This window comes from Ruegeria sp. AWH4_226 (genome assembly GCF_056159225.1).
In genome coordinates this window covers 2,788,323-2,808,167 of sequence record NZ_JBSWUU010000001.1, presented here as the reverse complement: position 1 = coordinate 2,808,167, position 19,845 = coordinate 2,788,323, and the positions used below count along the sequence as shown (strand labels likewise).

Here is a 19,845-nt window from a genome sequence, read left to right as displayed (position 1 = left end):
AATGACGGAAAACGCGCCAAGGGGAAACCGAAAACACAGCCGTCTCTCGACCGATTACCTTGGCGTTTGCTCGCAGCGAACAGAGGGAAAGTCGAATGGCACAAACAAAGAAGATGTTGGATCCGGACCCCCGGATTTATGATTTCGAAACCGAATACGAGTTGGGCCAGGACAATGTCCGACCACTCGGTCTGGACATCCACAACCCGGTTTTTCTGATCTCAAGCATACTGATTTTTGCGTTCGTTCTGATCGCATTGGCCAACCAAGAGGCTGCGGCTGCGTTTTTTGGCTGGCTCCGGCCCTGGCTGACCAGCACGTTTGACTGGTTTCTGGTCTTGTCCGTGGATCTGATAACGCTGTTCTGCCTTGTGTTGATCGTCCTACCCGTCGGTAAGGTACGCATCGGTGGCAAGGACGCCACACCCGACTACTCCTATGCCGGCTGGATCGCGATGATGTTTGCCGCCGGCATCGGTATTGGCTTGCTGTTTTTTGGCGTGATGGAGCCGGTCTATTACAACTTTGCAGAGGATGGTAACGCCCGCCCGCTGGGCATAGATATCGCTGTGCCCGGCAATGAGTATATTGGCATCGTCGGCACGATTCACCATTGGGGGCTTGAAGGCTGGGCGGTCTACGCTGCTGTTGGTCTGAGCCTGGCGATCTTCAGCTACAATCTCGGTCTGCCGCTGACGCTAAGGTCTGCGTTCTACCCACTATTGGGTGAACGCGTCTGGGGCTGGTGGGGCCACATCATCGATACGCTGGCGGTCTTTGCAACACTGTTTGGCCTGACCACCTCGTTGGGTCTGGGCGCTCAGCAGGTTGCGGCAGGACTGTACGAAGTGTTCGGCATCGAACCCAGCTCGACAGTTACGGTGTTTTTGATCATCGGGATCACGATGATCGCCTTGGGCTCGGTCTTGTTGGGCATGGATGCCGGCGTCAAACGCCTGAGCGAGATCAACATGATCATGGCTGTTGGTCTGTTCATCTTTGTCATCGTCGTGACCGGAGTCGGCACTGCCATCGCACGGTATTTTAACGTCATGGTGGACTACGTGTTCCACCTGCCCGCCTTATCCAATCCCTTCGGGCGCGAAGACACCAGCTACTTCCACGGTTGGACAACGTTCTACTGGGCATGGTGGATTGCATGGTCACCTTTTGTCGGCATGTTCATCGCCCGTATTTCCAAAGGTCGCACCGTGCGAGAGTTTGTTACATGCGCCCTGCTTGCCCCAACGGCGGTCTGTGCCCTGTGGATGTCCACCTTTGGCGGTGCGGCCATTGACATGCTGAACGCAGGCGGTGCCGAAGGCGTACGTGCAACGGTGATCGACAGCTATGCCCCCGAAGGCGCGCTGTTCGGCTTCCTGAAGGAGCTACCGCTTTATGGCATCATCGCGCCTATCGCGCTGATCCTGATCGTGGTGTTCTTTGTCACCTCGTCCGACTCGGGCTCGCTGGTGATCGACACCATTACCGCAGGCGGCAAAATGGACGCCCCGGTGATCCAGCGCGTATTCTGGTGCACATTGGAAGGTTTGGTTGCCATCGCACTGCTTTTGGGCGGCGGTCTTTCCGCCCTACAGGGCGCAGCCGTGTCAACTGGCATCCCCTTCACGTTGGTCGTTCTGATGATGTGCTATTGCCTCTGGCTGGCATTGAAGTCTGAAAAAGCGAAAATGTAGCCAAACCCCGAAACAGGCCAGGCGCCCGTATCATCACGGGCGCTTGGTTTTTTAGCTTATATGTCCAACATCATTAAGACTGTTCCTAGACGTTCTACTTTGGTAGGTGACGCGTTACCGAAAATCTAAACGTCATTGAAGTAATCGCGCCGGGAACAGGCAATGATAACGATTGAGCAAATGGCAGAGGCAACCGCGCTGCCAGAAATTAAAGGATTGAGTTTCAAGGCATTTTCCCACAAAGACGTGATAAACCTGATTATGCAGCGATCAGAGATTATTCACGATCAACCCAGATCAGCAAAAATCATCAGATCGTGGATAGCCGGGGACTCCGGCCCTGCCGCATCCCTGGTTGACCAGAACAGAGATGAACTTGTCCGACGTGCAGCTGCCATCATCTATCTGGAATACCAGCAACTGAGGCGCGCCATTGCGAATTGCGCACCGAAAGCAATTGCAGATATCGGCTGTGGCTATGCGATCTTTGACCTTTTCCTTTGGCGCGACACCGCTTGCAAATTGGTCCTGATCGACCTTGAAAAAACCGACGAAAGGCACTTTGGATTCACCAAAACTGGGGCGGCATATTCGAACCTTTCAACAGCCAAGGCGTTTCTGATCGAGAATGGTGTTGAACCCGGACAGATTCATTGCCGAAATCCAGCGGTGGATGATCTGAACACAGACGCGCCCGTTGATATTGCGTTCAGCTTTATCTCTTGCGGGTTTCACTACCCTGTTGAGACTTATCTTAGCTATTTCAAAGACGTTGTGGCCGAGGACGGGTCAATCATCCTCGATCTCAGGGCAAAAAAAGCGCACCAAGGCAAAAGACTTTTGGACAGTGTCGGCGACGTTTCCGATCTGGTGGATGCCGCGCGTGGCAATGCCAAACGTGTTCTCGTCCAGAAAGCGCATGGCTGATAACAGCGTTTCGCGATGCCCTGCCCGTCCGGCGATCAGAAAAAGCAAACGCCCGCCAAAATGACGGGCGTCAAACCGGAAAATCCAGTTTCAAGTCTTGTGCAAAAAGCGCTTAGCGGCGAATGCCCAGCTTTTTGATCAGGTCCTGGTAACGCGCTTCTTCCTTGCCCTTCAGGTAGTCCAGCAGCTTACGACGCTGGGCAACCATCTTCAGCAGACCGCGACGACCGTGGTTGTCTTTCTTGTGGGTTTTGAAGTGCTCGGTCAGGGTGTTGATGCGCGAAGTCAGGATGGCAACCTGGACTTCAGGCGAACCGGTGTCGCCGTCTTTGGTTGCGAATTCCTTCATGACGCGTGCTTTTTCAGCGGCAGTGATCGACATCGGGGTCTCCTTTAAAGGTTAGCGTGAATGGCGCAGGCCGGGATGTCGTCCAGCGCAGGCCCATGGAGAAAACCGCACCGATTCCGATGCGGATGGGCGCGTATAAGCGCATTTTCTTCGAATGGCAAAGGGATTCTTAAATCAGCTTAGCGCGGTCAGGTGCGCCAGTTCTGCACCAGAGATCAATTGAATGTCGTCTACGGTCAATCCTTCTGCACCAAGCAACTGCGCAACACCCTGCCCGTCAACAAATACATGGACCAGATTTTCGTTCTCGGTGTCGGTTTCAATCCGAATTTCCGGATCATCCTGACCATCCCAGGACACGAACAGCTTATCCTGACCAGGTTGGAAATCCATCACGGTCACCGCTTCATCCTCAGCATCCGGGTCAAGAATGATGTCATCTGCACCGTCGCCACCTGTAACGATATCGCCGCTGTCTGCCAGAATTTGATCCTCTCCGGCACCGCCGTTCAGAAAGTCGGGGGCGTGTTCGCCATAGGGGTCCTTACCGGTCAGCACATCATTGCCATCGCCGCCAAACAGAACGTCCTCGCCCGCGCTTCCGTCCAGGATATCGTCGCCGAAACCGCCATGCAGTGCGTCACGCCCGTCACCGCCAAGCAGAGTGTCATCGTCCTGCCCGCCGTAAAGGGTATCGTCGCCCGCCCCCCCTTCCATCTGATCCGCGCCGAAATGGCCGTAAAGCGTGTCTTCGCCTTCGTTCCCAGCCATCAGGTCGTCCCCATCCTCACCGTGAAGGATGTCATCTCCTTCACCGCCAAGAATAATGTCTAAACCTGCGCCCCCATGCAGCACATCATTGCCTTCGCAGCCGTGAATGACGTCATCGCCGGCAAAGCCATTGATCTGATCATTGCCATACTGCCCGGTTAAAATATCCGCGTCCGAAGTACCGGAAATGACCAGATCGCCTTGATACTCGGACACAATCGTTCCGGTTGAGGGCGTTCCGGTTGAGAAATCTACAGTTTCGGGCTGGTCTTCGGAGTCGAGCTGATCTTCGGTATCGGTCGGCTCTGCAGGTTCAATCTGCCCTGAAGGTTCGAGCGTGCCTTCCTCAGGCGTGTCGATTTCAAGGAAATTCCCTTCTGAGATTTCGTCGGGCTGGTCATCAATGCTGTCATCCTCTTCCGGCGCGTCATCTGCGACAAACGCGTCACTCAAGGCAAAAGCTGCACCACCCACAGCGGCAAGGCTCAGCAATCCGAACAGAAACATGGGAACCCTCCGTGAACGCATCGCCCCAAGGGTAAATATCTCATGCAATCAACCGCTTGGTCAAAGCCAAGCTGACCTTGTGGTTAACCCTTTGTCACCACGGTTCGGGTTGCTGAGTATACGCGATATAGAGCGGATGTTTCGGGTGCCCTTCCTTGGTCAATCCCAGATGAAACAACGGCAGACCCGTTCCACGCAAAAGGGTTTCGACCGCAGGGCCACGCTCCAGATGCGCGCCGTGGGTGCCCCAGGCGGCAATGATCTGATCGGCCCAATCTGCTCCGTCCAGAATGGCGGCATCGTTTTCCTGCCCCACCGGATCAGCCGCGGCGCGCATCTTGCGCGGGTCGGTGTCGCGCCAGGCAAAGATGTTGGTGACTTGAAACGCGCCGAACCCCAGCGCCCGCGCGCGCCGTTCACAGCGCTCGACGGTCGGGTCATTCTGCACCTCGGTCGCGGTCGATGGGTTCAGCATCACGAACAGCGCCTTGCGCCCCTCAGGGTCCCAGATACGGGTCAGGCTATAGCGATACTTCTCGCAGTCGGAATAGATGGCGGTCGAGGGCGCGTCGCCCTTGGTATGGGAGCGGGTGATCATGTCCTTCGCCTAACACGGAGTTCAGGTGACGAACACCCGGCTTGGGTGGAGCTCGCCAGATTTATATATGCCAACCGCAATGGCCTTGCCGTCGAGCGAAGCCCATGCCTCATCGCCATATTCCACGTTACCAGCCAGAACCATGCCCGGATTGCCATTGCGCAGACGGGTGGCGCCCTCGGGGGTGCACTTCAGCTCTGGCAGGTCGGTCAGGCCGGTTTCCAGCGGGTGTAGATACTCATCCAGCGCGGGTGTCTTGGCCATCTCGTCGATCTGCTCGATGCTCAGGCCATCTTCCGCCTCGAACGGGCCGGACCAGATGCGGCGCAGTTCTTTGACGTGGCCGTAGCACCCCAGTGCTTCGCCCAGATCGCGGGCAATCGAGCGGACATAGCCGCCTTTGCCGCAGGTCATCTCTAGCAGAATGTGGTCTTGATCAGGGCGGTCGACCAGAACCAGTTCCTCAACCCAAAGCGGGCGGGCGGACAGTTCCACATCCTCGCCATCGCGGGCCAGCTTGTAAGCACGCTGTCCGTCGATCTTCACGGCCGAGAACTTGGGCGGCACCTGCATGATGTCGCCCAGAAACGGGGCCAGCGCCTGCTTGATCTCGTCATCCGACGGGCGCGCATCGCTTTGCGCAATCACTTCGCCCTCGGCGTCATCGGTGTTGGTGGCCTGCCCCAGACGCACGGTGAAGGTGTAGGCTTTCAGCGCATCGGTGATGTAGGGGACGGTCTTGGTCGCCTCGCCGAGGGCCACGGCCAGAACACCGGTTGCCTCGGGGTCCAATGTACCTGCATGACCCGCTTTCCGGGCGTCCAACGCCCAGCGCACCTTGTTGACCACAGCGGTCGAGGTCATGCCCGCAGGCTTGTCGACCACCAGCCAACCGGAAATGTCGCGGCCCTTGCGTTTGCGTCCCATCTTGCACCTTGATCCTTGCTGAGGCGCGCGACCTAGCGGATCGCTCTGCCGCTGTCAATTTCAGGGCGCGTCTTCTACCACCCCCACAATGGGACCCAGCGAAAACCCGATGTCAGACCGATTGCTGGCCCGCTCGTACATTCGGGAAATATTGCCGTCGAGAAACAGCGCGTTCGGAGTTTTCAGCACATCGCGAAACAGGCTGCCAAACTCGTGGAAGGTGACATAATCGTCCGAGATTGCAAACACCGCCCGCGTCCCATCCGCGCTGGTACCCACGCCATTGCGCACATAGAGCGAGGTCGAATCGGGAAGAAAACGCGGGTGAAGTTCCCCATCGATGACCAGCATCGGGCCGGATTGGGTGGCAAAGCGGCACACGGGCGCCCGATCTACATAGTCCAGCGTTTCGAAAACGTCGGCGCGACCGTCGCGGATGCAGAACACACCGTTCGGCAGCAAGCCGAAATTGCCCGGCCCTGCATTGGGGATCACGCGCATCTGCTCGCGACCGTCTTCGACGTAATGGCCAACGGGTGAGCGGTCATCGTGGTACATGCCCGCGTTCATTGCGAAAGCGAGACGTTTGCCGTCGGCGGCCAGCACTTCGTTCACCGATGAGAAATGCCCCAGCACCTCGCCATTTTCATCCTTCAGAAACAGGCGAAGGTCTGCCTCGGACGCATCCACTTCGCAAACCGTGTAACGCTTTTCTTCATGGGTCACCTTTTCGCAGGTCACCGCAGCAGCTTGCGCGGCCCAAAGGAAGGCACCCAAGAAGATAAGTGCGCGTATCACTCGTCCAGATCGCGGCGCACCGCGTCCTGTTCAAACATGCGGCGTGTGTCGTCCAGACGGTCAAACGTGTCATCCAGACGGAACCGCAGATCGGGCGAGAATTTCAGGCCGACCTTCTTGCCAACCACGCGCCGCAATTCGCCCTTGTTGCGGGCCAGCAGTTCGATCACGTCCTCCTGCCCTTTGCCACCTAGGGGCAGCACATAGGCAGTGGCGATCTTCAAATCGGGCGAGGTGCGCACCTCGCCAACGGTGATGGACATACGGTTCAGGTCGGGGTCGTGGATATCCCCGCGCGCCAGAACCTCGGACAGGGTGCGACGGATCAGTTCGCCGACACGCAGTTGTCGTTGGGACGGACCGGGGCCATCGTGGAATTTGTTCTTTGCCATATCCCCGATCTAAGCCCAAAGCAGGGCTTTGCCAAGCGGGCGCGAACGGGGTAGGAGGCTTTGAGCCGACAAATGCGAAAGGACCAGCACAATGACCCATATTCCGGGGATCGTTATCACAGGGGCTTCGGGCCGCATGGGGCAGATGCTGATCAAGACCGTATCGGACAGCGATCAAGCCCGTCTTGTTGGTGTGGTCGAGCGTGAGGGCCACGATTGGGTCGGTCAGGACGTAGGCGAAGCAATGGGTGGTCAGGCGCTGGGTGTCAAAGTGACCGATGACCCGCTGGAGGCTTTCGCGCAGGCTCAGGCGGTGATTGATTTCACAGCGCCTGAGGCAACGCTGGGAATTGCTGCTCTGGCGGCACAGGCGCGTTGCGTGCACGTGATCGGCACAACCGGCATGACCGAGGACCAGATCGCAGCGCTGGAGCCTGCCGCGCGCCATGCCGTCATCGTACGAGCGGGGAACATGAGCCTTGGTGTCAACCTGTTGGTTCAATTGACCAAAAAGGTCGCCGCCGCGTTGGATGAGGATTTTGATATCGAGGTGATCGAAGGCCACCACCATCATAAGGTCGATGCGCCCTCGGGCACAGCCCTGATGCTGGGTGAGGCCGCCGCCGAAGGGCGCGGCGTCATGCTGGCAGATGTGGCCGACAGGGGCCGTGATGGCATCACCGGCGCGCGCAAAAGGGGCGACATCGGGTTTCACGCCATTCGCGGCGGTGACATCGTGGGTGAGCATGACGTTCTTTTTGCCGCCCCCGGTGAACGGATCGTGCTGCGCCACCTTGCCACTGACCGCGCCATCTTTGCTCGCGGCGCACTGAAAGCAGCGCTGTGGGGTCAAGGCAAGGCGCCCGGTCAGTACGATATGGTTGATGTGCTTGGGCTATGAACCGGTCACGGCACGGCCTGCACAACGGGCGGTGCGCGTTGACTCAAATGTACGACACGACCGGTTTAGCGTCTTTTTCGCGCGTCACCGGGTCAGAGGATCAGAAATCGATCGCGATGCCTTTTTTCTCCCAATCGCCATAGCGTGCAGGGTCGGGCCCATCGCGACCACCCAGTTCCTTCGGCATCTTTTTGGCTTCGGCCTCGGCCTTCTTGCGGCGCTCTTCCGCCTCGGCCAATGCGCGTTGGGCGGCAGGGGGCAGGTCTTTGCGGTCGTCACTCATGACATCGGGTTCCTTTCCGTGCATGGGCTTGATATACGCCTGCGTCCGCTGTTGGCAATGCGGACGCGTTTATAATCAAAGGCGGTTCTATGTCCGACAACGCAACGGCGGCGCGACGCAGCGCGATCTATCTGCTGGATCAAATACTGGGCGAAGGGCGGCTTTTGCCTGAATGCCTGGCCGCCGGCGCGTTAGACCGGCTGGCACCGGACGATCGCGCCCGGGCGCAACGTCTGACCTTGCAAACCCTTCGCGGGCTTGAACGCGCCGACCGGTTGCTGGACAACCATCTGAACCGTACGCCCGCTTTGACCGTGCAGAATGCGCTGCGTCTGGGCGCGGTTGAGCTCTGCTTGGGTGAAGCTGCACATGGCGTGGTCAATTCCATGGTCGAAATCGTGGGCCGGTCGCGCAAGCATGGGCGGCTCAAGGGTCTGGTGAATGCGGTTCTGCGTAAAGTGGCCGACGAAGGACCCGAGGCCTGGCCAAAAATGCGCGTTCCACGTTTGCCCGAATGGCTGCGCGAGCCATTGATCGCGGCCTGGGGGGCGGATGCCGTCGCAGAGATGGAACGGGCCCATTTCACAGGTGCTCCACTGGATATCACGCTCAAGCCGGGTGCAACCGGACCCGGAGAGGCGCTGCCGACCGGGTCACTACGTGTTCACGATGCGGGGCAAGTCTCGACCCTGCCGGGGTTCGCCAAGGGTGACTGGTGGGTGCAGGACGCCGCGGCGGCTTTGCCGGTGCGCATTCTGGCGCCACAGGCCGGGGAAACCGTACTGGATCTTTGCGCGGCGCCCGGTGGCAAGACGCTGCAACTGGCCGCTGCCGGGGCGACTGTCACAGCGCTGGATATCTCGGAATCGCGTCTGGAAAGAGTCCGCGAGAACCTCAAGCGCACAAATCTGCAGGCAAATGTTATTGCAGGCGATGCGCTAGAGCATCAGGGCCAGTACGACGCCGTCCTGCTTGACGCGCCCTGCTCTGCCACGGGCACGATTCGACGGCATCCGGATTTGCCCTTTGCCAAGGACGGATCGGAATTCGCCGAACTGATCGCGTTGCAGACGCAGATGCTTGCTCATGCCTGGACCTCACTGAAACCCGGTGGGCGGCTGGTCTACTGCACCTGCTCGCTGCTGCCGGACGAGGGGGAGGTACAGATTGAAGAGGCATTGGATCAACACCCCGACATGACGGTTGACCGCGATGCGCTGAAGATTGCCGGTGTGGATCAGGAATGGATTACGCAAGAGGGCGGCTTGCGCCTGCGGCCCGATTACTGGGCAGACCTCGGCGGGATGGATGGCTTCTATATCGCCGGCCTGAACAAATCCGCCTAACGGCACGCTTTTCGGTGACTTGACGACCAGCGCGGTCTATCGTTGGGTCTCAGGCGCCAGCAGAGCGCAAGGGGCAGAGTAACGAGCGTCATGTCGAATACAGATACCATGACAAACCGGTGGACGCGGTTTCAGAACCGCCTGTACGCGCGGCTCAGCCAGAGACGCAAGGCAGTCACCGGCTTCGTGACCGAGCCTGAACCCCGTACCGTTGGATCTTTTGCGCGCGGGCGGCAATTGGTTGCGGGCAATCTGCTGTTTGCCGGATATCTGGTCGAGGCAGAGGACACCAACCTCTGGGACGTAACCGCGCCTAGCACCGGGTTTGACAACGAGCGTCATGGGTTTGCCTGGCTGGATGATCTTGCCGCAGTCGGTGACATGCGGGCGCGCGACAAAGCGCAGCGTTGGGTTTGGGGCTGGATCGATGCGCATGGACGCGGGCAAGGGCCGGGATGGGTTCCTGATCTCACGGGGCGACGCGTAATGCGTTGGATCAACCACGCGGCCTTCCTGCTGCGGGGTGCGGATGAAAAGCGAACCCGTCTGTTCTTCCGCGCGTTGGCACAACAAACATGGTTCCTGTCAAAGCGCTGGCACGCAGCCACGCCGGGCCTGCCGCGATTCGAGGCGCTGGCCGGTTTGGTGCAGGCCGGTCTGGCGCTGAACGGGCTGGAACACATGTCAGACCCGGCCCTGCGCGCCCTTGCAAAGGAATGCGAGAAACAAGTTGACCGGCAGGGCGGGATTTCCACCCGCAATCCCGAAGAACTGTTAGAAGTTTTTACTTTGTTGTCCTGGACCTCGGCCGCGCTCAGCGCTTTGGGACGGGGGACGCCCGGCGCGCAGGCCGACGCGATCAAGCGCATCGCGCCCACCTTGCGCAGCTTGCGCCATTCCGATGGCGCCCTTGCCCGGTTTCACGGAGGGGGCCGCGGCGTCGAGGGACGGTTGGATCAGGCCTTGGCCCAAAGCGGCGTTCGACCCCAGCCCGCATCCGGTCTGGCAATGGGCTACGCACGCCTTTATGCGGGGCGCACCAGCGTGATTCTGGACGCCAGCGCGCCACCCACAGGGGCTGCATCTTACAATGCTCACGCGTCGACCCTTGCCTTTGAACTCACATCAGGCCGGCGGCCGTTGATTGTGAACTGCGGGTCCGGTGAAACTTTCGGTGCGGAATGGCGGCGGGCCGGACGGGCGACTCCGTCTCATTCGACGTTGTGCCTTGATGGGTATTCCAGTGCCCGTTTGGCGAATGCAGGACCCAGCAGCGACAGCGAGGCACTGGTGGACGCCCCCAAGGATGTACCGGTGGAGTTTGAAGAAGCGATGGAAGGCGCACGCTTCATGGCCGGGCATGACGGTTACACCAAGGTTTTCGGCCTGACCCACGCTCGCACGTTCGAACTGCGCTTCGACGGGCGCGAGCTGACGGGCGAGGATATTTTGCTGACCGCCAGCGACAAGGCCAAACGGCAATTTGACAGGGCGCTGGACGCGTCGGGCCTGAATGGGATTGGTTATGACATCCGGTTTCACCTGCATCCGGATGTCGATGCGGCTATTGATCTGGGCGGTGCGGCGGTGTCAATGGCGCTCAAAAGTGGGGAAATCTGGGTGTTCCGTCATGATGGTGCGGCAAAACTCACTGTTGAACCAAGCGTTTATCTCGAAAAAGGCCGGTTGAAGCCACGCGCGACAAAACAGATCGTTCTATCCGGGCGCGCAATGGAGTATGCGACGCGCATCCAGTGGACGTTGAGCAAGGCACAGGATACAGCCTATGCCGTGCGCGACCTGCACCGGGACGAGCCCGATTTCGACTGACGCCAAAAGGACCTTTGGACCCATGACTGATCTTCACCCCGTGCGCCGCGCGCTGCTTTCCGTTTCCGACAAGACCGGTCTGGTCGAACTGGGAAGGGCACTGGCCGATCGCGGGGTTGAGCTGTTGTCGACCGGCGGCACGGCCAAAGCGCTGCGCGATGCTGGGCTTGCGGTGAAGGACGTAAGCGAGATCACTGGCTTCCCCGAAATGATGGATGGCCGGGTCAAGACCCTGCACCCGATGGTGCATGGCGGGTTGCTGGCCCTGCGCGACAATGACACCCATGTTGCGGCGATGGAGGAACACCGAATTGGCGCGATCGACCTGCTGGTTGTGAACCTCTACCCGTTTGAGGCAACAGTGGCCAAAGGCGCGGGCTACGATGAATGCATAGAAAACATCGACATTGGCGGCCCGGCGATGATCCGCGCGGCCTCGAAAAACCACGCCTTTGTAAACGTGGTTGTTGATGTCGAGGATTACTCGTCCCTGCTGGATCAGTTGGAAGAGAATTACGGCAAGACATCGTATGGTTTCCGTCAATGGCTGGCGCAAAAGGCTTACGCGCGCACGGCTGCCTATGACACTGCCGTGTCGAACTGGATGGCTGATGCGCTGCAACTGGACACGCCCACCCGGCGCGCCTTTGCCGGAGAATTGAAGCAGCCCCTGCGCTATGGCGAGAACAGCCATCAACAGGCCGCGTTCTACACCGATGGAACCAACCGTCCCGGTGTGGCGACCGCCGTGCAGCATCAGGGTAAAGAGCTGAGCTACAACAACATCAACGACACCGATGCTGCGTTCGAGTTGGTTGCTGAGTTCGATCCGTCAGAAAGTGCAGCCTGTGCCATTATCAAACACGCCAACCCCTGCGGCGTGGCCAAGGGTGCGACCTTGCTTGAGGCGTATAAAGCCGCCTTCGACTGTGACCGGACCTCGGCCTTTGGTGGCATCGTTGCGTTGAATCAACCGCTTGACGCCGCAACCGCGCAAGAGATCACCGGTATCTTCACCGAGGTTGTGATCGCCCCCGGTGCATCGGATGAGGCAAAGGCGATCTTTGCCGCCAAGAAAAACCTGCGCCTGTTGACGACCGAGGGTTTACCGGATGTGACCGCAGGTGGCAAAACCGTGCGGCAGGTGGCCGGTGGCCTGCTGGTGCAGGACAAGGATAACGGCTTTGTTGGCTTGGATGATCTGAAAGTCGTCACCAAGAAAGCCCCGACAGACGAGCAGAAGCGCGATCTGCTGTTTGCCTGGAAAGTGGCGAAACACGTCAAGTCCAACGCCATCGTCTACGTTAAGGACGGCGCAACCGTCGGTGTGGGCGCGGGTCAGATGAGCCGGGTCGACTCGGCCCTGATCGCCGCCAAAAAGGCTGAACGCATGGCCGATGCGCTGGGATTGGCGCAACCTTTGACCATCGGCTCTGCCGTGGCGTCGGATGCATTCTTCCCCTTCCCCGATGGTTTGTTGGAGGCCGCCGAAGCCGGTGCTACTTGCGTGATTCAACCCGGTGGCTCGATGCGTGATGATGAGGTGATCGCCGCCGCGGACAAGGCAGGCCTTGCCATGGTCTTCACCGGCATGCGTCACTTCCGTCACTGATGCGTTATCGGCTTCTGCTCTGGGCGGCGCTGGCCGCATTCCTGATCGACCAGATCAGCAAGTATCTGGTCGTCCACGTTTTGCGCGTGGCCGAGGGCAATATCGACATTCTGCCGCCGCTTCTGGTGTTCAAATACGGCGAGAATCGGGGCATCAATTTCGGCCTGTTCCAAGGAAACTCCGAGGCTGCCCGCTGGATGCTGATCGGCATTTCGTTGGCAATCTCGGTCGGTGTTCTGGTATGGTTGATGCGGGCAGCACCCACGAAACTCATGCTTGTCTGCTGCGGGCTGTTGATTGGCGGCGCGCTTGGAAACGTGGTTGACCGGGTGCTCTACGGTTTTGTGCTGGATTTCCTGAACATGTCCTGCTGCGGCATCACCAACCCGTTTGTCTTTAATCTGGCCGATGTGTTCATCTTTGCCGGTGCCATCGGCCTTGTGGTGTTTGATGGGAAAAAGCCCTCGTGACCTCCTCCGAGAAATGGGATAAAAGCGCCACAAACAGGCTGGAGACTCTGATGCGGTTGCCGCGTTCCATACTTGCTGTGACATTGGCTTTGACGATTGCCGGATGCTCGAACATCGGCCTGCGCCATCTTGAGGCGCCCGGAGACGGCCCGGATGAGTTCTCGGTCATGCCAGTCAAACCGCTGACGCAGCCCAAGGATTACCAGTTCCTGCCTGCCCCAACGCCGGGCGGCGCCAACCTGACCGACCCGAACCCCAAAGCGGATGCCATCGTGGCATTGGGCGGCAGCGAGGCGGCTTTGAACCCCAATACGTCCATCCCATCCAGCGACGCCGCGCTGGTCACTGCCTCTAGCCGTTACGGCGTTCCCGCCAACACGCGGCAGGTCATTGAAACAGAAGATGCCGAGTTCCGCAGGAAACAAGGCCGTTTGACGCGTCTGCGCCTGTTCAAAGTCGATCGGTACGAGCAGGTGTATCGCCGCGAAGCACTTGATGCTGCCGCGCAGAACGAAGCCGCGCGCCGGGCCGGGCTCGAAACGCCTTCCGCGCCTCCGGCGAATGAATAAATCTTAACTTTCCGTCATCGGCCTTGAACCTGCGCCGCACCATCGTAGTTTGAATAGCACCAAACGAAACGGAGGATGCCCCATGGTTCGGGCTTTGGCATTATCTGCCGCCCTGCTCGCCGCCACCCCCCTGATTGCCAAAGAAGGGCATGAGGCGGTTACAACGTTCACGCTGGACAACGGCATGGATGTCGTCGTCATCGAAGATAACCGCGCACCCGTTGTGCAGCATATGGTCTGGTATCGCGTCGGATCGGCGGATGAGCCTGCGGGTACGTCCGGCATTGCACATTTCCTTGAACATTTGATGTTCAAAGGCACGGACACGCTTGCTCCGGGTGAGTTTTCGGGCACCGTCGCGGCCAATGGCGGGAATGACAACGCGTTCACGTCTTATGATTACACCGCTTACTTCCAACGTGTCGCTGCAGATCGATTGGAATTGATGATGCAGATGGAAGCGGACCGGATGCGCAATCTGAGTCTGACCGAAGAAGACATCACCACCGAGCGCGGCGTTATCCTCGAAGAGCGGAACCAGCGCACGGACAACAGCCCCCGCGCCCTCTTCGGCGAGCAGATGAACGCCGCGCAATACCTGAACCATGGCTACGCTGTGCCAATCATCGGCTGGCGGCATGAGATGGAGACATTGGGTATGGAAGATGTGCTTTCCTTCTACCGTGCTCACTATGCACCTAACAACGCCATTCTTGTGGTGACCGGTGATGTTAAACCCGATGACGTCAAAGCCCTGGCTGAGCAGTATTATGGTGTTATCCCGGCCAACCCGGATGTATCGCAACGGGACCGCGCGCAAGAGCCCCCGCAAACAGCAGCACGACGGCTAACATACAAAGATCCGCGTGTGGCGCAGCCGTATGTCCAACGAAGCTATCTTGCACCCGAGCGTGATCCGGGTGCGCAGGAAAAGGCTGCAGCGCTGTATCTGCTGTCTGAATTGTTGGGCGGCGGCACCACGTCGTATCTGAATGAAAAGCTTCAGTTCGAACAGCAAAAGGTTGTCTATGCTGGCGCGTTCTATCGCGGCGTTTCACTGGACGACACGACCTTTGACCTGTTGGTTGTTCCGGCGCAGGGCGTTTCGCTGCAAGAGGCCGAAGATGCCATGGATCAGGCCGTTGCCGATTTCATTGCCGAAGGCGTGAACCAAGACGATCTGGACCGGATCAAAATGCAGCTGCGCGCCGCGCAGATTTACGCGCGCGACAACGTGGACGGGATTGGCAACCGCTATGGCCGCGCTTTGACCAGTGGCCTGACGGTCGAAGACGTGCAAGCCTGGCCTGATATCCTGCAAGCCGTGACAGGGGATGAGATCATTGCAGCCGCGCGCGAGGTTCTGCAGCTTGAAACTTCTGTCACTGGCTGGTTGATGAAAGACGATGAGGTGACGCAATGAAACGGATCTTCGCAACCCTGATTGCCTTTGTCATCGCGCTGCCCGCTTGGGCCGCTATTGAGATCAAGGAAGTGACCTCGCCTGGTGGTATCACCGCTTGGCTGGTCGAGGATCATTCGATCCCGTTCACCGCTCTGGAACTGCGCTTTCGTGGCGGCACGTCGCTGGATGATCCGGACAAACGTGGCGCTGTTTACCTGATGAGCGGCCTTATCGAAGAAGGCGCGGGTGACATGGACGCCCAGACTTACGCGCGCGAAGTTGAAGCTTTGGCCGCTTCCTTTCGATATGATGCATCGGATGACTCGGTGTCGATCTCGGCGCAATTCCTGACCGAAAACCGCGACGAAGTGATCGACCTGCTGCGCACGACAATCCACGAACCGCGCTTTGACGAAGATGCTGTGGAGCGCGTAAAGGCGCAAATTTTGTCTGGCCTGCGGTCGGACCAGACCGATCCCAACGATATCGCGGGGCGTAACTTTGCACGGATGGCTTACGGCGATCACCCCTACGGATCCGAGGGCAAAGGCTCGATCGAAAGTGTCGGCGCGTTGACGCGCGATGACGTAGTGGCCGCTTATGACGGCGTTTTTGCCAAGGATAGGCTCTATGTTGGTGCCGTGGGCGACATCACTGCCGAAGAACTTGGCGCGCTGCTGGACACGTTGCTGGCCGATCTTCCCGAGACAGGCAAACCCATACCAGAGCGGGCCGAGGTAAACATCTCCGGTGGTGTAAGCGTGGTTGAGTTCGACACGCCGCAATCGGTTGCGCTGTTTGGTCATGCTGGAATTGATCGCGACGATCCTGATTTCTTTGCCGCCTTCATCCTGAACCACATTCTTGGTGGCGGTGGGTTCGAAAGCCGCCTGATGCAGGAAGTGCGCGAAAAACGCGGCCTGACCTATGGAATTGCAACCTACCTAGTGCCGAAAGATCTGGCTTCGGTCTATCTGGGGTCGGTCTCGTCCTCCAATGATCGTATTGCCGAAGCGGTTGAGGTGATCCGCACGGAATGGGCTCGCGCCGCGACCGAGGGCGTTACCCAGAAAGAGCTGGACGACGCCAAGACCTATCTGACTGGTGCTTATCCGCTGCGGTTTGACGGAAACGGTCGTATTGCCGGGATCATGGTCGGGATGCAGATGGAGAACCTGCCCATCGACTATATCGCCACGCGGAACGACAAGGTGAACGCGGTGACGCTGGAAGAGGTGAACCGCGTCGCCAGTGAATTGCTCAACCCCGACGGCCTGCATTTCACAATTGTCGGAAAGCCCGAGGGGCTGGACGGCTAACCCGTTCGCCCCGCAACGGGCTGCGATCTTCTCATCAAGTCACGCGAGTGACTTAAAAACATGTGCCGCGCGTTGAGAAATGTGCGGCACATGCTCTTTCTGCACAATCCTGGACCGAGAGCGTCATTCTGACCGATGAGCGCTGATTTTAGCGCAAAGGACTCGAAAAAGAACAAAACGTGAATATAATGTGGATTCGCCATGTATGCCGAGCTGTCGATCACATCGAACTTCACCTTTCTCACCGGGGCTTCACACCCCGAGGAGTATATGGAGCGTGCCGTCACTCTGGGCCTGCCCGCCATTGCCATTGCCGACGATAACTCGGTCGCCGGAATCGTCCGCGCCCACACCCAGGCGCGTGAGATCGCCCGCAAGGTTCGCGAACGTGTGGAATGGGAGGCCCAAAACACCTCGATTGGCCCACCCTGCCCCGCCCATATTCCCAAACCGTCCTCCTACCCCATTCATGCCGTACCACGGTTGATCCCGGCGGCGCGGCTGATCTTCACCGACGCGCCCACCATCACCGCCCTGCCGCTCAACCGTCAGGGCTGGGGTAACCTGTGCCGTATTCTCTCCGCCGGCCGTCTGCGCGCCGAGAAAGGTGACTGCATCCTGCACCTGTCGGACCTGATGGAATTCTCAGACGGTCTTCATCTGCTGCTCTGGCCACACGCGACCCGGTCCCCGAGCGGCGCGAACGCTTGGCGGACACAGGCGCAACAGCTGGCGCGCCGCTTTGCCGGACGGATGCATCTACTGATGCATCCGCGGTATGATGGGGCAGATACTGCATATTTCAGCTTATTAGAGACTGAATCGAAGCAACTTGGCATCCCCACGCTCGCCAGCGCCACGCCTATGATGCACCATGGCACCCGCCGCAAACTCGCCGACGTGCTGACCGCCATCCGCCTGCGGCGCAAGGTCGACGATCTGGGTCGTGAGGCGCTTGCCAATGGTGAACAGCGTCTCCGCTCTGAACCAGAGATGTTGCGCATTTTCAAAGGGCATGAGGGGGCCATCGCCCGCGCGCATGACCTTAGCGAACAGCTCACATTCTCGCTCGACGAACTGCGCTATGAATACCCCAGCGAGGGTAGCGAGCGGGAAAGCCCGACCGAACGTCTGCACCGTCTGGCACATGAGGGGTTGAAATGGCGTTACCCCGCAGGCGCGTCGGAAAAGGCCAAGAAGATGCTGGCCCATGAGCTCACCCTGATCGGCAAGCTCAAATACGAACCCTACTTCCTGACCGTCCGTGACATCGTCAAATTCGCACGGTCCCGCGATATCCTGTGCCAGGGGCGCGGCTCGGCGGCCAATTCGGTGGTCTGCTACTGCCTTGGCATCACCGAAGTCAGCCCCGAACTGGGCACGATGGTCTTTGAACGCTTCGTCTCCGAGGCCCGCGACGAACCCCCTGATATCGATGTGGATTTCGAACATGAACGCCGCGAAGAGGTGATCCAGCACATCTATGATCGCTACGGCCGGGACCGCGCGGGCCTCTGTGCTACGGTGGTGCATTACCGTGGTAAGCGCGCCATTCGCGAGGTTGGGCGCGCCATGGGCCTGACCGAAGACACGATCTCGGCCCTGTCATCGCAGCTATGGGGCTTCTTCTCGACCGTCGGACTCGAGGCGCACCGGATGCGCGAGATTGGCTTGGACCCCGAAGATCACCGCCTGAAACAGACTCTATCATTGGTCTATGAGATCGATGGCTTCCCCCGCCACCTCTCGCAGCACGTGGGCGGGTTCATTATCACCGAGGGGCGTTTGGACGAACTTGTCCCCATCGAAAACGCCACCATGGAAGACCGCACCGTCATCTGCTGGGACAAGGACGATATCGACTCTCTGGGCATTCTGAAGGTCGATGTTCTCAGCCTTGGCATGCTCACCTGCATTCGCAAGGCGTTCGATCTGATCGGACAGCATCATCAGACCCGCTATACCCTTGCCACCCTGCCGCCCGAAGATCCGAAGGTTTATGACATGCTGTGTAAGGCGGACTCGGTGGGCGTGTTTCAGGTGGAATCACGTGCACAGATGAATTTCCTGCCTCGGATGCGGCCGCGCAATTTCTATGATCTGGTGATCGAGGTCGCCATCATCCGCCCCGGCCCCATTCAGGGCGACATGGTCCACCCCTATATCCGGCGGCGAAATGGTGAGGAAGAGGTCAGCTTCCCCTCGGACGCGCTGGGCGAGGTGCTGGGCAAAACACTGGGCGTGCCGCTGTTTCAGGAGCAGGCGATGCAGATCGCCATTGTCGGTGCAGGATTCACCCCGGAACAGGCGGACCGGCTGCGGCGGTCTCTGGCGACCTTCAAGAAGCACGGCAATGTCAGCGAATTCCGCGCGCTTTTCTTACGCGGCATGAAGCGCAACGGCTATGACGACGATTTTGCCGAGCGTTGTTTCTCGCAGATCGAAGGGTTCGGGTCCTACGGATTTCCCGAAAGCCACGCGGCCAGCTTTGCGCTGCTGGTCTATGCTTCGGCCTGGATCAAATGCCACCATCCGGGCATTTTCGCCTGCGCGCTGCTGAACTCACAGCCGATGGGGTTCTACGCCCCTGCCCAGATCGTGCGGGATGCGCGCGAGCATGGCGTGCAGGTTCGCCCTGTCTGCATCAATGCCAGTTTCTGGGACAATGTGATGGAGCCTGACGGCCATGGCGGTCTGGCCCTGCGATTGGGGTTCCGCCAAATAAAGGGTCTCAGCGAGGAAGACGCCAGTTGGCTGACTGCCGCGCGCGGCAATGGCTACCATCAAGTCGATGACGTCTGGCGCCGTGCCGGGCTTGGTCCGGCGGTGATCGAACGGCTGGCCGAGGCCGATGCCTTCGCCGCCTGCGACCTGACCCGGCGCGAGGCTCTGTGGCAGGCCAAGGCGATTGCAACCGCCAAACCCTTGCCGCTGTTCTCGCAGGATCTGGAGGGCGAGGTGCTGGATGAACCCGAGGCCTATCTGCCCCAAATGACCCTGGGCGAACAGGTGGTCGAGGATTACGTTGCCACGCGCCTCAGCCTGCGGGCGCATCCGGTGGCCCTGCTGCGGCATCTTCTGACGCCGGACCCGCGCGACAAAACCACTCCTGTCGTGTGACCCCTGAACCGGATATGGCCCTGA

At 59.2% G+C, this 19,845-nt stretch carries 18 protein-coding genes; 11 read left to right on the top strand and 7 right to left on the bottom strand.

From position 1 onward, the window contains the following. Positions 1–95: 95 nt before the first annotated feature. Positions 96–1,697, top strand: coding sequence for a BCCT family transporter (locus tag ACXAET_RS13880; RefSeq protein ID WP_475186094.1), 1,602 nt, complete (start codon positions 96–98; stop codon positions 1,695–1,697). Between the two features lie 162 nt (positions 1,698–1,859). After that, positions 1,860–2,624 carry a class I SAM-dependent methyltransferase gene (locus ACXAET_RS13875; RefSeq protein ID WP_475186090.1) on the top strand — a complete coding sequence of 255 codons (765 nt, stop codon included), beginning with the start codon at positions 1,860–1,862 and terminating at the stop codon, positions 2,622–2,624. Between the two features lie 112 nt (positions 2,625–2,736). Here ACXAET_RS13875 and rpsO read toward each other — a convergent pair whose 3' ends face one another. The 6 genes from rpsO to rbfA all read right to left on the bottom strand — a co-directional run bounded on the left by rpsO (position 2,737) and on the right by rbfA (position 6,966). After that, positions 2,737–3,006: a 30S ribosomal protein S15 gene (rpsO, locus tag ACXAET_RS13870; protein WP_068336567.1), complete on the bottom strand. Its 270-nt coding sequence runs from the start codon at positions 3,004–3,006 to the stop codon at positions 2,737–2,739. Positions 3,007–3,147: 141 nt separating this feature from the next. Continuing rightward, entirely contained in the window at positions 3,148–4,251 is a 1,104-nt protein-coding gene (locus tag ACXAET_RS13865) for a calcium-binding protein (protein ID WP_475186083.1), read from the bottom strand. A gap of 94 nt (positions 4,252–4,345) precedes the next feature. Continuing rightward, on the bottom strand, positions 4,346–4,849 hold the full coding sequence (locus ACXAET_RS13860) for a DUF1643 domain-containing protein (protein ID WP_475186080.1): 504 nt from the start codon (positions 4,847–4,849) through the stop codon (positions 4,346–4,348). Between the two features lie 21 nt (positions 4,850–4,870). Next, on the bottom strand, positions 4,871–5,776 hold the full coding sequence (gene truB, locus ACXAET_RS13855) for a tRNA pseudouridine(55) synthase TruB (protein WP_475186075.1): 906 nt from the start codon (positions 5,774–5,776) through the stop codon (positions 4,871–4,873). A 60-nt stretch (positions 5,777–5,836) separates the two neighbouring features. Next, complete coding sequence (locus ACXAET_RS13850) at positions 5,837–6,574, bottom strand: phosphodiester glycosidase family protein (protein ID WP_475186071.1); 738 nt, start codon at positions 6,572–6,574, stop codon at positions 5,837–5,839. Then, positions 6,571–6,966, bottom strand: coding sequence for a 30S ribosome-binding factor RbfA (gene rbfA, locus ACXAET_RS13845; RefSeq protein ID WP_475186066.1), 396 nt, complete (start codon positions 6,964–6,966; stop codon positions 6,571–6,573). The genes ACXAET_RS13850 and rbfA overlap by 4 nt, the downstream gene beginning before the upstream one ends. A gap of 91 nt (positions 6,967–7,057) precedes the next feature. On the opposite strand from rbfA, the gene dapB reads away from it, so the two are divergent. Next, positions 7,058–7,867, top strand: a complete 810-nt coding sequence (gene dapB / locus ACXAET_RS13840) for a 4-hydroxy-tetrahydrodipicolinate reductase (protein WP_475186061.1) — start codon at positions 7,058–7,060, stop codon at positions 7,865–7,867. Positions 7,868–7,967: 100 nt separating this feature from the next. Here dapB and ACXAET_RS13835 read toward each other — a convergent pair whose 3' ends face one another. Next, the gene (locus tag ACXAET_RS13835; protein ID WP_113791212.1) at positions 7,968–8,150 is read right to left on the bottom strand and encodes a DUF1674 domain-containing protein; all 183 of its coding nucleotides are present in this window, start codon (positions 8,148–8,150) and stop codon (positions 7,968–7,970) included. Between the two features lie 89 nt (positions 8,151–8,239). On the opposite strand from ACXAET_RS13835, the gene ACXAET_RS13830 reads away from it, so the two are divergent. The 8 genes from ACXAET_RS13830 to ACXAET_RS13795 all read left to right on the top strand — a co-directional run bounded on the left by ACXAET_RS13830 (position 8,240) and on the right by ACXAET_RS13795 (position 19,821). Next, positions 8,240–9,496 carry an RsmB/NOP family class I SAM-dependent RNA methyltransferase gene (locus ACXAET_RS13830; RefSeq protein WP_475186057.1) on the top strand — a complete coding sequence of 419 codons (1,257 nt, stop codon included), beginning with the start codon at positions 8,240–8,242 and terminating at the stop codon, positions 9,494–9,496. Between the two features lie 90 nt (positions 9,497–9,586). Beyond that, entirely contained in the window at positions 9,587–11,326 is a 1,740-nt protein-coding gene (locus ACXAET_RS13825) for a heparinase II/III family protein (RefSeq protein WP_475186055.1), read from the top strand. A 22-nt stretch (positions 11,327–11,348) separates the two neighbouring features. Next, on the top strand, positions 11,349–12,938 hold the full coding sequence (purH, locus tag ACXAET_RS13820; protein WP_475186052.1) for a bifunctional phosphoribosylaminoimidazolecarboxamide formyltransferase/IMP cyclohydrolase: 1,590 nt from the start codon (positions 11,349–11,351) through the stop codon (positions 12,936–12,938). Next, complete coding sequence (gene lspA, locus ACXAET_RS13815; protein WP_475186050.1) at positions 12,938–13,408, top strand: signal peptidase II; 471 nt, start codon at positions 12,938–12,940, stop codon at positions 13,406–13,408. Before purH ends, lspA begins: the two co-directional genes overlap by 1 nt. A gap of 50 nt (positions 13,409–13,458) precedes the next feature. After that, positions 13,459–13,977, top strand: a complete 519-nt coding sequence (locus tag ACXAET_RS13810; protein WP_475186047.1) for a DUF3035 domain-containing protein — start codon at positions 13,459–13,461, stop codon at positions 13,975–13,977. 82 nt (positions 13,978–14,059) lie between these two features. Then, positions 14,060–15,400 (top strand): M16 family metallopeptidase, encoded by a 1,341-nt coding sequence (locus tag ACXAET_RS13805; protein ID WP_475186044.1) that lies wholly within the window; start codon positions 14,060–14,062, stop codon positions 15,398–15,400. Next, entirely contained in the window at positions 15,397–16,701 is a 1,305-nt protein-coding gene (locus tag ACXAET_RS13800) for a M16 family metallopeptidase (RefSeq protein ID WP_475186040.1), read from the top strand. Before ACXAET_RS13805 ends, ACXAET_RS13800 begins: the two co-directional genes overlap by 4 nt. A 201-nt stretch (positions 16,702–16,902) precedes the next feature. Then, positions 16,903–19,821 carry an error-prone DNA polymerase gene (locus ACXAET_RS13795; RefSeq protein WP_475186037.1) on the top strand — a complete coding sequence of 973 codons (2,919 nt, stop codon included), beginning with the start codon at positions 16,903–16,905 and terminating at the stop codon, positions 19,819–19,821. The last annotated feature ends 24 nt before the right edge of the window (positions 19,822–19,845 follow it).